The organism is Dyella solisilvae, assembly GCF_003351225.1.
Lineage (GTDB): Bacteria > Pseudomonadota > Gammaproteobacteria > Xanthomonadales > Rhodanobacteraceae > Dyella > Dyella solisilvae.
Genome location: NZ_QQSY01000013.1, coordinates 1 through 16,525 on the forward strand (window position 1 = coordinate 1; position 16,525 = coordinate 16,525).

The following is a 16,525-nucleotide window of genomic DNA, read 5'->3' on the forward strand; positions in this document are numbered from 1 at the left end:
TGTTCGCGGGTCTGCGGCATCGGGCCGTCAGCGGCCGAGCACACCAGGATCGCGCCGTCCATCTGCGCCGCGCCCGTGATCATGTTCTTCACGTAGTCGGCGTGGCCCGGGCAATCCACGTGGGCGTAATGGCGGTTCGGCGATTCGTATTCGACGTGGGCGGTCGAGATCGTGATGCCACGAGCCTTTTCTTCCGGCGCCGCGTCGATCGCGTCATACGCCTTGAATTCGCCACCGAAGCGCTCTGCGCCGACCTTGGTCAGTGCGGCCGTCAGCGTCGTCTTGCCGTGGTCCACGTGACCAATCGTGCCGACGTTGACGTGCGGCTTGGTGCGTTCGAATTTACCCTTTGCCATGACTTAAACCTCAAAAAAAGAACGGTAGTTGGAGGAAGGAGGCCTTATCAGGCCTTCTTCATGACCTGCTCAGCGATGTTGTTCGGCGCTTCAGCGTAGTGGTCGAACTCCATCGTAAAGGTGGCGCGACCCTGGGTCAGCGAACGAATGGTCGTCGCGTAACCGAACATCTCACCCAGCGGAACCATCGCGTTGATGGTCTTGCCCGACGGCGTGTCGTCCTGGCCCTGGAGCAGGCCGCGACGGCGGCTCAGGTCGCCCATGACGTCACCGACGTAATCTTCCGGCGTCACCACTTCGACCTTCATGATCGGCTCGAGCAGCACCGGCGACGCCTTGGCGAAGCCCTGCTTGAACGCCATCGAAGCGGCGAGCTTGAACGCCATTTCGGACGAGTCGACGTCGTGGTACGAGCCGAACACCAGCTTGACCTTCACGTTCACCACGGGGAACCCAGCCAGCGGACCGCTGGTGATGGTTTCGCGCAGGCCCTTTTCAACGGACGGAATGAATTCCTTCGGAATCACGCCACCGGTGATGTCGTTAATGAACAGGAAATCGTCCTTGACGCCATCACCCTTGCGCTCTTCCTCGGTCATCGGGGACAGCTCGATCACCACGTGACCGTACTGACCCTTACCGCCCGACTGCTTGGCGTGCTTGTAGTCCGACTTGACGTCCGAACTGCGGATCGTTTCGCGGTAGGCCACCTGCGGCTTGCCGACGTTGGCTTCCACGTTGAACTCGCGCTTCATGCGGTCCACGAGGATGTCCAGATGCAGCTCGCCCATGCCCGAAATGATGGTCTGGCCGGATTCTTCGTCCGTACGCACGCGGAACGACGGATCTTCGGCAGCCAGGCGACCCAGCGCGATGCCCATCTTTTCCTGGTCGGACTTGGTCTTCGGCTCGACCGCCATCGAGATCACCGGCTCCGGGAACGTCATGCGCTCCAGAGTGATGATGTGATCCTGCGAGCACAGCGTGTCACCGGTCGTCACGTCCTTCAGGCCGACCGCCGCGGCGATGTCGCCAGCGCGGACTTCCTTGATTTCCTGACGCTCGTTGGCGTGCATCTGCAGGATGCGGCCGATGCGCTCCTTCTTGGACTTGACCGGGTTGTACACCTGGTCGCCCGCATTGAGCGTGCCCGAATAGACGCGGAAGAACGTGAGCGAGCCCACGAACGGGTCGGTCATGATCTTGAACGCCAGCGCGGAGAACGGCGCCGAGTCGTCAGCCGTACGGGTGGCTTCCTTCTCGTCATCGTCCACGCCCTGCACCGGCGGACGGTCGATCGGCGACGGCAGCAGGTTCACCACGGCGTCGAGCATGGCCTGCACGCCCTTGTTCTTGAACGCGGTACCGCAGAAGACCGGAATGATCTCGCTGGACAGCGTGCGCGCACGCAGACCGCCGATGATCTCTTCCTCGGTGAGGTCGCCCTCTTCCAAGTACTTGTTCATCAACTCTTCGGACGCTTCCGCAGCCGACTCGACCATGTACGAACGGGCTTCAGCAGCCTTGTCCGCGAGGTTCGCCGGGATGTCCTGGTACTCGAACTTCATGCCCTGGGATTCCATGTCCCAGATGATGGACTTCATCTTGAGCAGGTCGACCACGCCCTCGAAGTTGTCCTCGGCTCCGATCGGCACCTGCATCGAAACCGGGTTGGCGCCCAGACGAGCCTTCAGCTGCTCCACGACCTTGTAGAAGTTCGCGCCAGTGCGGTCCATCTTGTTGACGAACGCAAGGCGCGGCACCTTGTACTTGTTGGCCTGGCGCCAGACGGTTTCAGACTGCGGCTGCACACCGCCCACGGCGCACAGCACGAACACCGCGCCGTCGAGCACGCGCAGCGAACGCTCCACCTCGATGGTGAAGTCCACGTGGCCTGGGGTGTCGATGATGTTGAAGCGGTGCTCGGGCAGGGAACGATCCATGCCCTTCCAGAACGCCGTCGTTGCCGCCGACGTGATGGTGATGCCGCGCTCCTGCTCCTGCTCCATCCAGTCCATCGTCGCCGCACCGTCGTGCACCTCGCCAATCTTGTGACTGACGCCGGTGTAGAACAGGATGCGCTCCGTGGTGGTGGTCTTGCCGGCATCGATGTGGGCCATGATGCCGAAGTTGCGGTAGCGCTCGATAGGAGTGGTGCGTGCCACGGTCTTAACCTCTGAAAGTTCTAGCTGTACTGCTTACCAGCGGTAATGCGAGAAGGCCTTGTTGGCCTCGGCCATACGATGCGTTTCTTCGCGCTTCTTGATCGCGCCACCGCGATTTTCCGAAGCCTCGAGCAGCTCTGCGGCCAGCTTGCGCGGCATCGAGGTCTCGCCGCGCTTGCGGGCGGAATCGATGGCCCAGCGCATGGCGAGCGCCATACGGCGACCCGGACGCACTTCGACCGGCACCTGGTAGGTGGCGCCGCCGACACGGCGGGACTTCACCTCAACCGCCGGGGCGATGTTGTTCAGGGCCTTCTCGACGAGCTGCACCGGCTCGGCGTTCTTTTCGCCAAGATGGGCCAGCGCACCGTAGACGATGCTTTCTGCGACCGACTTCTTGCCGCTCTTCATCACCATGTTGATGAAGCGAGCGATCAGCTGGCTGCCGTGCTTGGGATCCGGCAGGATCAGACGGGCGGGATGGGAACCTTTACGCGACATAGTTAATTCCTAACGATCAGGACTTCGGGCGCTTGGCGCCGTACTTGGAGCGCGACTGACGGCGCTTGGTGACGCCGGCGCAGTCGAGGCTGCCGCGCACGGTGTGGTAACGCACACCCGGCAGATCCTTGACACGGCCGCCACGGATCAGGACCACGGAGTGCTCCTGCAGGTTGTGACCTTCGCCACCGATGTAGCTGATCACCTCGTAACCATTCGTCAGGCGCACCTTGGCGACCTTACGGAGGGCCGAGTTCGGCTTCTTCGGGGTGGTGGTATAGACGCGCGTGCACACGCCACGACGCTGCGGGCTGTTCTGCAAAGCCGGCGAAGCACTCTTGTAGGTCTTCGGGCTACGGGATTTGCGAACCAACTGGTTGACTGTCGTCATCTGAAGCAGTTCCTGAGAAACATAAAGGCAGACCGAACCGGCTCGGTCTGCCAAGAAGCGGGAATTTAACATGGGCAGCCTGTCACAGACAAGCTGACGCCCTGCCGTCCATAGCCCGAACACGAGGCGCAATCCTTGCGCCTCATTTCGTATGTCAGCGAGTAGAACCCGTGAGGGGCTTACTCCACACCAATGTCGCTACCGGTGGTGGCTTCCGCGAAGGAGGCCGATGAAGCGGAGCCGGAGAGGGTTTCAAGCTCCGAGGCGGTCAGACCGCCCTGGCGATGACGCGACGCGTGATACGCCAGACCCGTACCCGCCGGAATTAGACGGCCGACAATAACATTTTCCTTCAGGCCACGCAAGGTGTCACGCGTTCCGCGTACCGCGGCTTCCGTCAGCACTCGGGTGGTTTCCTGGAAGGACGCCGCCGAGATGAAGGATTCCGTGGCCAGCGAGGCCTTGGTGATGCCCAGCAGCACCGACTGGAATTCCGCCGGACGCTCGCCGCGCTTGATCGCACGCTCGTTCTCGCCATTGATGCGCACGCGCTCGACCTGCTCACCGCGCAGGTAGTGGCTCTCGCCCGGGTCGGTGATCTCGACCTTGCGCAGCATCTGGCGAATGATCGCTTCGATGTGCTTGTCGTTGATCTTCACGCCCTGCAGGCGATAGACGTCCTGGATTTCCTTGACCAGGTACGAAGCCAGCGGCTCGACACCCAGCAGGCGCAGGATGTCGTGCGGGCTGGGCTCGCCGTCCACCACGGTTTCGCCCTTCTCCACGTGCTCGCCTTCGAACACGATGACCTGACGCCACTTGGGAATCAGCTCCTCGTGCTCGTTGCCGTCCACGTCCTTGATGATGAGGCGCTGCTTGCCCTTGGTGTCCTTGCCGAAGCTGATCACACCCGAACGCTCGGCGAGGATCGCCGGTTCCTTCGGCTTGCGCGCTTCGAACAGGTCGGCCACGCGCGGCAGACCACCCGTGATGTCGCGGGTCTTGGAGGTTTCCTGCGGGATACGGGCGACCACGTCACCCACGCCCACTTCGGCGCCGTTCTGGATCGACACGATGGCGCCCGCCGGGAGCATGTACTGCGCCGGCACGTCGGTGCCCGGCAGCTTCAGCTCGCGACCCTTGGCGTCTTCCAGACGCACGATCGGGCGCAGGTCCTTGGCGGCCGTACCACGGCGCTTCGGATCCGTCACCACCGCCGACTCCAGGCCGGTCAGTTCGTCGGTCTGGCTCTGCACGGTGACGCCATCGATGAAGTCGATGAAGCGCACGGTACCGGCCACTTCCGACACGATCGGGTGGGTGTGCGGATCCCAGTTGGCCACGGCCTGGCCGGCCTTGACCGGGTCGCCGTCCTTGATCGTGATGGTCGCGCCGTAAGGCACCTTGTAGCGTTCGCGCTCGCGGCCGTTGGCGTCGATGACGCTCAGTTCGCCCGAACGCGACACCGCCACCAGGTGGCCCTGGGCGTGCTGCACGGTCTTGAGGTTGTTGAACTTCAGCGTGCCGGTGGTCTTCACCGTCACGTTGTCCACGGCAGCGGCACGGGACGCGGCGCCACCGATGTGGAACGTACGCATGGTCAGCTGGGTACCCGGCTCACCGATCGACTGCGCGGCGACCACGCCCACGGCTTCACCCATGTTCACCAGGTGGCCACGGGCCAGATCGCGGCCGTAGCACAGTGCGCAGACGCCATGATCGGCGGCGCAGGTGATGGGCGAACGGACCTTGATCGACTGCACGCCGGCCTTGTCGAGCTTCTCGACCAGGGCTTCGTCCAGCAGCGTGTCGCGGGTGACGATCGGCTCGTTGTCTTCGCCCGGGCCGTACACGTCTTCCAGCGCCACACGACCGAGCACGCGGTCGCGCAACGGCTCGACCACGTCGCCGCCTTCCACGATCGGCTGCATGGTGACGCCGTCGTCCGTACCGCAATCGTGCGAAGTGATCACCACGTCCTGCGCCACGTCGACGAGGCGACGGGTCAGGTAACCGGAGTTCGCGGTCTTCAGCGCCGTATCCGCCAGGCCCTTACGGGCGCCGTGGGTGGAGTTGAAGTACTGCAGAACGTTCAGGCCTTCGCGGAAGTTCGCCTTGATGGGCGTCTCGATGATCGAGCCGTCCGGACGAGCCATCAGGCCGCGCATACCGGCCAGCTGACGAATCTGGGCGACCGAACCACGAGCGCCCGAGTCGGCCATGATGTACAGCGAGTTCATGGACTTCTGGTTGACCGTCTTGCCTTCGGCATCGGTGACCTTCTCGGTACCGATACCGTCGATCATCGCCTTGGCGACGAGTTCGTTGGTGCGCGACCAGATGTCGACCACCTTGTTGTAGCGCTCGCCGGCGGTCACGAGACCCGATTGGTACTGCTCCTGGATCTCGACGACTTCCTTCTCGGCCTCTTCCAGGATCGGCTTCTTCTCGGCCGGGATGATCATGTCATCGATGCCGATGGAGATGCCCGCGCGGGTGGCGAAGCGGAAGCCGGTGTACATCAGCTGGTCGCCGAAGATGACCGTTTCCTTCAGACCCAGGCGGCGGTAGCACTGGTTGATCAGGCGCGAGATGTTCTTCTTGGTCAGCTCGGTGTTGGCCAGCGCGAACGGCAGGCCCTCCGGCATGATCTCGAGCAGCAGCGCGCGACCGACGGTGGTATCCACCAGCTCGGTCCGCTCCGTGTGCCCGCCGTCCTCGTCGATCTGCACCTGGCTGATGCGGACCTTGACCTTGGCGTGCAGCTGCACGGCGCGGTTGTCGTAGGCGCGGCGCACTTCGCCGATGCCCGAGAACACCATGCCGGCGCCCTTGGCGTTTACCAGCTCACGGGTCATGTAGTACAGACCGAGCACCACGTCCTGGGTCGGCACGATGATCGGCTCGCCGTTGGCGGGCGACAGGATGTTGTTGGTCGCCATCATCAGAGCGCGCGCTTCGAGCTGCGCCTCGATCGACAGCGGCACGTGCACAGCCATCTGGTCACCGTCGAAGTCCGCGTTGAACGCGGTACACACGAGCGGGTGCAGCTGGATGGCCTTGCCTTCGATCAGCTTCGGCTCGAACGCCTGGATGCCCAGACGGTGCAGCGTCGGCGCGCGGTTCAGCAGCACGGGATGCTCGCGGATCACCTCTTCGAGGATGTCCCACACCTGGCCTTCTTCGCGCTCGACGAGCTTCTTGGCAGCCTTGATGGTGGTGGCTTCGCCGCGAGCCTGCAGCTTGGCGAAGATGAAGGGCTTGAACAGCTCAAGCGCCATCTTCTTCGGCAGACCGCACTGGTGCAGGCGCAGGGTCGGACCGACCACGATCACCGAACGACCGGAGTAGTCCACGCGCTTGCCGAGCAGGTTCTGACGGAAGCGACCCTGCTTACCCTTGATCATGTCGGCGAGCGACTTCAGCGCGCGCTTGTTCGTGCCGGTGATGGCGCGACCGCGGCGGCCGTTGTCGAGCAGCGCGTCGACCGATTCCTGCAGCATGCGCTTCTCGTTACGCACGATGATGTCGGGCGCATTGAGTTCGAGCAGGCGACGCAGGCGGTTGTTGCGGTTGATGACGCGACGGTACAGGTCGTTCAGGTCGGACGTGGCGAAACGGCCGCCGTCCAGCGGGACCAGCGGACGCAGGTCCGGCGGCAGCACCGGCAGCACGGTCAGCACCATCCATTCCGGACGGTTGCCCGACTCCAGGAACGCCTCGATCAGCTTCACGCGCTTGGTGAGGCGCTTGAGCTTGGTCTCGGAGTTGGTGGAAGCGATCTCTTCCTTCAGGCGCACGACTTCGCCCGGGAGGTCCAGGGACTTGAGCAGCTCGTAGACGGCCTCGGCGCCCATGCGGGCATCGAACTCGTCACCGTGCTCTTCCACGGCTTCCAGGTACTGGTCTTCGCTGAGCAGCTGGCCACGCTCGAGCGCGGTCAGACCCGGATCGATGACCACGAAGGCTTCGAAATAAAGGATGCGCTCGATGTCGCGCAGGGTCATGTCCAGCATCAGGCCGATGCGCGACGGCAGCGACTTGAGGAACCAGATGTGCGCGGTCGGCGAGGCGAGCTCGATGTGGCCCATGCGCTCGCGACGCACCTTGGCCAGCGTCACTTCCGTGCCGCACTTCTCGCACACCACGCCGCGGTGCTTCATGCGCTTGTACTTGCCGCACAGGCACTCGTAGTCCTTCACCGGGCCGAAGATGGCGGCGCAGAACAGGCCGTCACGCTCGGGCTTGAAGGTGCGGTAGTTGATCGTTTCCGGCTTCTTCACCTCGCCGTACGACCAGGAGCGGATCAGCTCCGGCGAAGCCAGAGCGATCTTGATCGCATCGAAGTCAGGCGCGGTGCGCTGCTGGTTGAAAAGATTGAGCAAGTCTTTCATGGATGTCTCCGAGAGATCGGGAATAAGGAATGGAGAATCAGTCAGAGGTAACGAGGAGTGCTCCTCGTTACCTCCTCAACTCACTTCACTTCTTCCAGATCGATATCGATACCGAGCGAGCGGATTTCCTTCACCAACACGTTGAAGGATTCCGGCATGCCCGCCGCCATCTCGTGGTTGCCGTCGACAATGTTCTTGTACATCTGGTTACGGCCCTGCACGTCGTCGGACTTCACCGTCAGCATTTCCTGCAGGGTGTAAGCCGCGCCGTAGGCTTCCAGCGCCCAGACTTCCATTTCACCGAAGCGCTGGCCGCCGAACTGCGCCTTACCACCCAGCGGCTGCTGCGTGACGAGCGAGTACGGACCAGTCGAACGCGCGTGCATCTTGTCGTCGACCAAGTGGTTCAGCTTCAGGTAGTGCATGTAGCCAACGGTGACCGGGCGATCGAACGCCTCGCCAGTGCGGCCGTCGTACAGCGTCGTCTGGCCAGACTCCGGCAGATCGGCGAGCTTGAGCATCGCCTTGATCTCGGTTTCCTCGGCGCCGTCGAACACCGGGGTGGCCATCGGCACGCCTTCCTGCAGGTTGTTGGCCAGGGCGAGGATTTCCTCGTCGGTCAACGACTTCAGGTCGACATGCTGCACGGCGCCCGCGACGTGGTGGTTGTACACCTGGTCGAGGAACTCGCGGATCTGCGCGATCTTGGCCTGCGCCTCGAGCATCTTCTGGATCTTCTTGCCCAGGCCCTTCGCGGCCCAGCCAAGATGCACTTCCAGAATCTGGCCGATGTTCATACGCGACGGCACGCCCAGCGGGTTCAGCACGATGTCGACCGAGGTGCCGTCTTCGGAGAACGGCATGTCCTCCACCGGCACTACGTTGGACACCACACCCTTGTTACCGTGGCGACCGGCCATCTTGTCGCCCGGCTGGATGCGGCGCTTCACGGCCAGGAACACCTTGACCATCTTGAGCACGCCCGGAGCGAGATCGTCACCCTGGGTGATCTTGCCCTGCTTCTCCTTGAAGCGCTTGTCGAACTCTTCCTTGTGACGCTTGATCTGGTCAGCGGCGCGCTCGAGGAACTCGGTGACGTCCTCTTCCTTGACGTTGATCTTGAACCAGTCGTCCTTCTTCAGGCCGTCCAGGTAGGCGTCGGTGATCTCGGCGCCGCGCTTGAGGCCGCCCGGACCGCTCATCGCGGTCTTGCCGACGAGCTGGGTGCGCATGCGGTTGTAGATCGCGCCTTCGAGGATGCGGAACTGGTCGTCGAAGTCCTTGCGGATGCGCTTGATCTCCATCTCTTCGATCTGGCGCGCACGCTTGTCCTTCTCGATGCCGTCGCGGGTGAAGACCTGCACGTCGATGACGGTGCCGTCCATGCCCGGCGGCACGCGCAGCGAGCTGTCCTTCACGTCGGAGGCCTTCTCGCCGAAGATCGCGCGGAGCAGCTTCTCTTCCGGCGTCAGCTGGCTCTCGCCCTTCGGCGTGACCTTGCCGACCATGATGTCGCCGGCCTTCACTTCAGCGCCGATGTACACGATGCCGGACTCGTCGAGACGGGCCAGCGCCTGCTCACCCACGTTCGGGATGTCGGCGGTGATTTCCTCGGCGCCCAGCTTGGTGTCACGCGCGATGCACGACAGCTCCTCGATGTGGATCGAGGTGTAGCGGTCTTCCTGCACGACGCGCTCGGAGAGCAGGATCGAGTCTTCGAAGTTGTAGCCGTTCCACGGCATGAAGGCGATCAGCATGTTCTGGCCGAGCGCGAGCTCGCCCAGGTCGGTCGACGAACCGTCGGCCAGCGTGTCGCCCTTCGCCACCACGTCACCCACGTTCACCAGCGGACGCTGGTTGAGGTTGGTGTTCTGGTTGGAGCGGGTGTACTTGGTCAGCGTGTAGATATCGACGCCGGCGTCGTTGTCGCCGACTTCTTCCTCGTTCACGCGCACCACGATACGGCCGGCGTCGACCTGGTCGATCACGCCGCCGCGCTTGGCGGTGACGATGACGCCCGAGTCACGCGCCACGGCGCGCTCGATGCCGGTACCCACCAGCGGGGTCTGCGATCGCAGGGTCGGCACGGCCTGGCGCTGCATGTTCGCGCCCATCAGTGCGCGGTTCGCGTCGTCGTGCTCCAGGAACGGCACCAGCGCCGCAGCGACCGACACGGTCTGCATCGGCGAGACGTCCATGTAGTCGACTTCAGCGGACGGACGCAGCTCGGACTCGCCGCGGAAACGGCAGGACACGAAGTCTTCGATGAACGCGCCGTCCTTGAGCGGCGAGTTCGCCTGCGCGATGACGTGGTCGCCTTCTTCGATGGCCGACAGGTAATCCACCTGGTTGGTCACCTTGCCGCCCACGACCTTGCGGTACGGCGTCTCGAGGAAGCCGTAGGTGTTGGTGCGGGCGTACACGGCCAGCGAGTTGATCAGGCCGATGTTCGGGCCTTCCGGCGTTTCGATGGTGCAGACGCGGCCGTAATGGGTCGGATGCACGTCGCGCACTTCGAAGCCGGCGCGCTCGCGGGTCAGGCCGCCTGGGCCGAGGGCCGAGACGCGACGCTTGTGCGTCACTTCCGACAGCGGGTTGTTCTGGTCCATGAACTGGCTGAGCTGCGAGGAGCCGAAGAACTCCTTCACCGCCGCCGCAACCGGCTTGGCGTTGATCAGTTCCTGCGGGGTCAGCCCCTCGGACTCGGCCAGCGACAGGCGCTCGCGCACGGCGCGCTCGACGCGCACCAGACCGATGCGGAAGGTGTTCTCGGCCATTTCACCGACCGAGCGCACGCGACGGTTGCCCAGGTGATCGATATCGTCGACGGTGCCGTGACCGTTCTTGATGTCGATGAGCACCTTGAGCACGTCGAGGATGTCGGACTGCTCGCCCAGCTGTGCAACCAGCTTCTGCGCTTCTTCTTCCTTGCGGTCGCCGAAGTACTTGCGGTCGTACAGCACGCCCGGACCGACGATCTCTTGGCGGCCCACGCGGCGATTGAACTTCATGCGACCCACGGCCGACAGGTCGTAGCGATCGAAGGTGAAGAACAGGTTGTAGAACAGGTTCTGCGCAGCGTCCTTGGTCGGCGGCTCGCCCGGGCGCATCATGCGATAGATTTCCACCAGCGCCTCGAGCGGCGTCTTGGTGTTGTCGATGCGCAGGGTGTGCGAGATGTACGCGCCGCGATCCAGGTCGTTGACGTACAGGGTCGGGACGACCTCGATGCCGGCCTTGCGGAAGTTCTCAAGCTGGTCGGCCGAGATCTCGTCGTTGGCCTGCGCCAGCAGTTCGCCGGTCTTGGGGTCGACGATATCGGTGGCCAGGATGCGGCCGACCGGGTAGTCGTCCGGCACTTCCAGCGCAGTGATGTTCTCAGCGGCGAGCTGGCGCACGTGACGCGCCGTGATGCGCTTGCCGGCTTCCACCAGCACCTTGTCACCAATGGCCAGGTCGAAGGTCAGCGTTTCGCCACGCAGGCGCTCGGCGACGAGTTCCAGCGTGGTGCCGCCCTTCTTGCCCAGGTGGAACACGTTGTGCTCGAAGAAAATGCCGAGCATCTCTTCGTTGGTGTAGCCGAGCGCGCGCAGCAGCACGGTCACCGGAAGCTTGCGGCGACGGTCGATACGGGTGAACAGCGCATCCTTCGGGTCGAACTCGAAGTCCAGCCACGAACCGCGGTAAGGAATCACGCGTGCGGAGAACAGCAGCTTGCCCGAGCTGTGCGTCTTGCCACGGTCGTGGTCGAAGAACACGCCCGGCGAACGATGCAGCTGCGAGACGATGACGCGCTCGGTACCGTTGATGATGAAGGTGCCGGTGTCGGTCATGAGCGGAATTTCGCCCATGTAGACTTCCTGCTCCTTCACGTACTTCACGGCCTTCTTCGACGCCGGGCTGTCCTTGTCATAGATGACCAGGCGCACGGTCACGCGCAGCGGCGCGCCGAAGGTCATGCCGCGGTTGCGACACTCGCGCTCGTCGAACGGCGGCTCGCCCAGGCGATAGTCGACATACTCAAGCGCGGCATTGCCCGAATAGCTGACGATCGGGAAGACCGACTTCAGCGCGGCGTGGAGACCCTTTTCGTCGCGGGCCTTGGGAGCGACATGCTCCTGCAGGAACTCGCGATAGGAATCGGTCTGGATGGTCAGCAGGTTCGGCACGCCCAATACAGGGGGACGCTTGCCGAAATCCTTGCGGATGCGCTTCTTCTCGGTAAACGAGTAGGTCATGGTGGGTACCGCCTCGGTTCGCAGTGACGCCGGTGGTGCACACACCGGCTGAATTGTGAAAGCTGTGTCTGCGGTCGACGAACAGGTTGTGCTGCCCTGCCCGTCGATGCGTCAAAAGGACATGAGTCAAAGGTCGGCGATGGTCTGCAGGCCTTTCAGTGCTGTCTTCCCGACGCGTAAAACACGAACCAAAAAAGATGACGCTTTGTCGTTACAGGCCACATCGCGCGATGCGACCCTTTTGCAACAGGCAAAGCCCGGGGGCTTACGCCCCCAGGCTTGCTTGACGCTAGATCAAACTGCCGGCGCGCAAGAGCGCCAATTACTTCAGTTCGACCGTGGCGCCTGCAGCTTCGAGGTCCTTCTTGAACTTCGCAGCGTCTTCCTTCGAAGCGGCTTCCTTCACGACGCCACCGGCTTCGGTCAGGTCCTTCGCTTCCTTCAGGCCCAGGCCCGTGATGGCGCGGACGGCCTTGATCACGTCGACCTTCTTGTCGCCGGCGCTCTTCAGGATGACGTCGAACTCGGTCTGCTCTTCAGCAGCCGGGCCGGCGGCGGCCGGGCCGGCGGCCATCATGACCGGGGCAGCGGCGGACACGCCAAACTTCTCTTCGATGGCCTTCACCAGCTCCATCACTTCCATGAGCGACTTGGCGGCAACGGCTTCAACGATCTGTTCGTTGGTCAGGGACATTTTGATTTACCTCTGGAAATTGATTCGATTTGGATAAGCGTCGAACTTAGGCTTCAGCCGTGGCTTCCGCGGCGACTTCGCCACCGCCCTGCTTGTCGGCCACGGCCTTGACGGCGCGGGCGAACATCGCAGCGGGCTCGGCGAGCACACGGGCCAGCATGGCCAGCGCTTCTTCGCGGGTCGGCAGCGAGGCAAGCACGTCGACGTGGGCAGCCGGCAGCAGCTTGCCTTCCACGGAGACGACCTTGGCCTTCAGCTTGTCGTTGCTCTTGGCGAATTCCTTGATCAGGCGACCGGCTGCGCCGGGCTCCTCCATCGAGAACGCGTACAGCAGCGGACCGGTCAGGGCGTCCTTGACGACGTCAAACTCGGTACCCGCCACGGCGCGCGAAGCAAGCGTGTTCTTGGCAACTTTCAGGAACACACCGGATTCACGGGCCTTCTTGCGCATCGCGGTCATCTGTTCGACCGTGGTGCCCGCATACTCGACAGCGACCAAGGAGTGAGCCTTAGCGGCAACTTCTGCCAGTTCGGCGACTACTTCTTGCTTCTGAGAGAGATTCAGAGCCATATCACTCCTCCACTTTGAAATCCGCTTGCGACTCCTGCCGCTTGCGGTCCTGAGCGACGCCGTCCGTGACGTCGGGGATCGCAACGATCCCGGGTGGTGGCCTTTCCAGAAAACATTCCTAGAACATCAGGATTCCAGAAGGGGCAGCACCATCTACGCAGGCCAGGCTCGCGAACGAACCCGATTAAGCGAACTCGTGTGCGACGACGGCGGTTCCTTGCCAATACGAGCTCCCTGCTCGTCGTCGTCGCGCGTGATTCGCGCCTGCGGTCTTTGACGGCGGCCGCGGCGGTTGAGCCGCGGCTACCTTCAAAAACGTGCCCGCACCGGTGTGAACCGGCACGGGTCTTCAACTCTTACTTGGTCGACACCGACAGGGTCGAGGTGTCGACCGGCACGCCAACGCCCATGGTGGACGACAGCGCGATCTTCTGCAGGTACTGACCCTTGGCCGTGGCCGGCTTGGCCTTCAGCAGGTCGTTGACCAGCGCGTTCAGGTTGTCCGCGAGCTGGGCAGCGTCGAAGCTGGCCTTGCCGATGGTGGCGTGGATGATGCCCGCCTTGTCGTTGCGGAACTTCACCTGGCCGGCCTTGGCGTTCTTGACGGCCGTGGCGACGTCGGCGGTGACCGAGCCATCCTTCGGGTTTGGCATGAGGCCACGGGGACCCAGCAACTGGCCGAGCTTACCGACCACGCGCATGGCGTCCGGCGTAGCGATCACGCGACCGAAGTCGAGGTCGCCCGCCTGCATGCGCTCGGCCAGGTCGTCCATACCGACGGCGTCAGCGCCGGCGGCCTTGGCGGCCTCGGCCTTCTCACCGGCCGGCACGAACACGGCGACCTTGACGGTCTTGCCGGTGCCGTGCGGCAGCAGCGACGAACCACGCACGCCCTGGTCGGACTTCTTGGCGTCGATACCGAGGCGGACGGCGACGTCCACGGACTCGGCGAACTTCGCCTTGGCGTTGTCCTTGACGATGCTGAGGGCTTCTTCCAGGCCATACAGCTTGCCCGGCTTCACTGCGGCCTGAGCGGCCTTCAAACGCTTCGTGAGCTTTGCCATGTCTTAACCCTCCACCACCAGGCCCATGCTGCGCGCGCTACCGGCAATGGTGCGCACCGCGGCGTCCAGATCAGCAGCCGTGAGATCCGGCTCCTTCTGCTTCGCAACGTCTTCCAGCTGCTTGCGGGTGATCTTGCCCACCTTGTCGGTGTTCGGCTTGGACGAGCCCTTAGCGACGCCCGTGACCTTCTTGATCAGGATCGAGGCCGGCGGGGTCTTGGTGATGAAGGTGAAGCTGCGGTCCGAATAGGCGGTGATGATCACCGGGATCGGCAGACCCGGCTCCATCTTCTGCGTGGCGGCATTGAACGCCTTGCAGAATTCCATGATGTTCAGGCCGCGCTGGCCGAGGGCAGGACCCACCGGCGGCGACGGGTTGGCCTGACCGGCCTTGACCTGCAGCTTGATGTAACCAGTTACTTTCTTTGCCATTGGATTTTCCTCGCGAGTTCAAGCGCCTTGCGGCTCCTCGCAGTGTTGTCGTCCCTGAGAGAGGAAGGCTCGCCATCCCGCGAACCCCAGAAACACGGACACGCCGGGCTAAAAGACCCCAGCGTGAACCGCGCAGTATAGAGATTGATCAAGTTTTAAGCAAGCCCCGTGCCGGGGCCGTCAATCAGGCCTTCTCGACCTGACCGAACTCCAGCTCGACCGGGGTCGAACGGCCGAAAATGAGCACCGCGACGCGCAGGCGGCTCTTTTCGTAGTTGACTTCCTCGACCACGCCGTTGAAATCGTTGAACGGGCCATCGATCACGCGGACCATTTCGCCCGGCTCGAACAGCACCTTCGGCTTGGGCTTCTCCACGCCTTCGCGGACGCGGCTCAGGATGGCGTCGGCCTCCGAGTCGCGGATCGGCAGCGGGCGGTCGGCCGTGCCACCGATGAAACCCATGACCTTCGGGGTTTCCTTGACCAGATGCCAGCACTCGTCGTCGATGCGCGGCGCCTTGCCCTCGGTATCCGTCTCGATCTGCACGAGAACGTAACCCGGGAAGAACTTGCGCTCGCTGCGGCGCTTCTGGCCGCTGCGCATCTCGATGACCTCTTCGGTCGGCACCAGCACTTCGCCGAACTTCTCTTCCATGCCGGCGCGGCGAATCCGCTCGTCGAGCGAGCGCTTCACCTGGTTCTCGAAGCCCGAATAGGCGTGCACCACATACCAACGCTTGCTCATGCCATCACCTCACGTACCGAGCTTGAGCAGCCAGTCGAGCACGACCGACTTCAGGATCAGATCGATCAGGCCCAGCAGCAGCGACAGGACGATCACCACGACAATGATGATGCCGGTGGTCTTGAGCGTCTCGTCACGGGTGGGCCAGACCACCTTGCGCATTTCGAATTGCGATTCGCCGAGGAAGGCGCGCACGCGGCGACCCGGGCCAGTGAAGGCGCCGATCGCCAGCGACACGACCAGCGCGACCAGCACGCCGAGCATGCGCACCGACTGCGGGACGGAGCCGTCGGCCCCGAACCACGAATACGCGAAAACGCCGGCCGCCAGCACCAGCACAGCCAGCACCAGCTTGGCAATATCGGCGCCGCTGGCGCCCTTGGTCGGTTCTGCCTTCGTATTCATGCGACATGATCGGATGAGAGAGGCATCGACCGGGCTACGGCCTGCATACCATCCACCATCCGACGTGGATCCTCGGGAAGATGGCACGCCAGGAGGGACTCGAACCCCCAACCTGCGGTTTTGGAGACCGCTGCTCTGCCAATTGAGCTACTGGCGTATGAAAATGGGTGAAGTCGCACGCCTTGCTGCCGCAAGGTGGCGCCCTTCGGCCCCTTCCCAAGAACCGGGTGACCGTGGCCACCCCGTTCCGGATCCTTGCAGCCCGCAGAGCGGGCGACTTCCCAGTCTACAGCTTACTTGATGACCTTGGCCACCACGCCGGCGCCGACCGTACGGCCGCCTTCGCGAATGGCGAAGCGCAGGCCCTGGTCCATGGCGATCGGGTGGATCAGGGTGACAACCATCTTGATGTTGTCGCCCGGCATGACCATCTCGACGCCTTCCGGCAGCTCGATGGCGCCGGTCACGTCGGTCGTGCGGAAGTAGAACTGCGGGCGGTAACCCTTGAAGAACGGGGTATGACGGCCACCCTCGTCCTTCGACAGCACGTACACTTCGGCTTCGAAGTC

Annotated in this window: 13 protein-coding genes and 1 tRNA gene; all 14 read right to left on the bottom strand. The window is 63.3% G+C overall.

What is annotated here, in order from left to right; all coding sequences use genetic code 11:
• The coding region (locus DVT68_RS20070; protein WP_199536089.1) for a GTP-binding protein at window positions 1–356 on the bottom strand (356 nt) is incomplete at its 3' end.
• Window positions 357–403: 47 nt separating this feature from the next.
• Window positions 404–2,521 carry an elongation factor G gene (gene fusA / locus DVT68_RS20075; RefSeq protein ID WP_114827000.1) on the bottom strand — a complete coding sequence of 706 codons (2,118 nt, stop codon included), beginning with the start codon at window positions 2,519–2,521 and terminating at the stop codon, window positions 404–406.
• Window positions 2,522–2,554: 33 nt separating this feature from the next.
• Window positions 2,555–3,022 carry a 30S ribosomal protein S7 gene (gene rpsG / locus DVT68_RS20080; RefSeq protein ID WP_102305037.1) on the bottom strand — a complete coding sequence of 156 codons (468 nt, stop codon included), beginning with the start codon at window positions 3,020–3,022 and terminating at the stop codon, window positions 2,555–2,557.
• Window positions 3,023–3,038: 16 nt separating this feature from the next.
• Window positions 3,039–3,413 (bottom strand): 30S ribosomal protein S12, encoded by a 375-nt coding sequence (rpsL, locus tag DVT68_RS20085; protein ID WP_019464011.1) that lies wholly within the window; start codon window positions 3,411–3,413, stop codon window positions 3,039–3,041.
• 179 nt (window positions 3,414–3,592) lie between these two features.
• A complete protein-coding gene (gene rpoC / locus DVT68_RS20090) occupies window positions 3,593–7,807 on the bottom strand; it encodes a DNA-directed RNA polymerase subunit beta' (RefSeq protein WP_114827001.1) in 4,215 nt (1,404 codons plus the stop codon).
• A gap of 80 nt (window positions 7,808–7,887) precedes the next feature.
• Complete coding sequence (gene rpoB, locus DVT68_RS20095) at window positions 7,888–12,045, bottom strand: DNA-directed RNA polymerase subunit beta (protein ID WP_114827002.1); 4,158 nt, start codon at window positions 12,043–12,045, stop codon at window positions 7,888–7,890.
• A gap of 322 nt (window positions 12,046–12,367) precedes the next feature.
• Window positions 12,368–12,739 (bottom strand): 50S ribosomal protein L7/L12, encoded by a 372-nt coding sequence (gene rplL / locus DVT68_RS20100; RefSeq protein ID WP_114239859.1) that lies wholly within the window; start codon window positions 12,737–12,739, stop codon window positions 12,368–12,370.
• Window positions 12,740–12,785: 46 nt separating this feature from the next.
• Window positions 12,786–13,310, bottom strand: coding sequence for a 50S ribosomal protein L10 (gene rplJ, locus DVT68_RS20105; protein ID WP_114827003.1), 525 nt, complete (start codon window positions 13,308–13,310; stop codon window positions 12,786–12,788).
• A gap of 356 nt (window positions 13,311–13,666) precedes the next feature.
• A complete protein-coding gene (gene rplA / locus DVT68_RS20110) occupies window positions 13,667–14,374 on the bottom strand; it encodes a 50S ribosomal protein L1 (protein ID WP_114827004.1) in 708 nt (235 codons plus the stop codon).
• A gap of 3 nt (window positions 14,375–14,377) precedes the next feature.
• Complete coding sequence (rplK, locus tag DVT68_RS20115) at window positions 14,378–14,806, bottom strand: 50S ribosomal protein L11 (RefSeq protein ID WP_114239862.1); 429 nt, start codon at window positions 14,804–14,806, stop codon at window positions 14,378–14,380.
• A 184-nt stretch (window positions 14,807–14,990) separates the two neighbouring features.
• The gene (nusG, locus tag DVT68_RS20120; RefSeq protein ID WP_111981395.1) at window positions 14,991–15,551 is read right to left on the bottom strand and encodes a transcription termination/antitermination protein NusG; all 561 of its coding nucleotides are present in this window, start codon (window positions 15,549–15,551) and stop codon (window positions 14,991–14,993) included.
• Window positions 15,552–15,560: 9 nt separating this feature from the next.
• Complete coding sequence (gene secE, locus DVT68_RS20125; RefSeq protein ID WP_114827005.1) at window positions 15,561–15,956, bottom strand: preprotein translocase subunit SecE; 396 nt, start codon at window positions 15,954–15,956, stop codon at window positions 15,561–15,563.
• A gap of 81 nt (window positions 15,957–16,037) precedes the next feature.
• Window positions 16,038–16,113 (bottom strand) — tRNA-Trp (locus tag DVT68_RS20130).
• A gap of 136 nt (window positions 16,114–16,249) precedes the next feature.
• Window positions 16,250–16,525 (bottom strand): EF-Tu C-terminal domain-related protein (locus tag DVT68_RS20135; protein WP_484488900.1); only part of this gene is annotated, 276 nt, incomplete at its 5' end.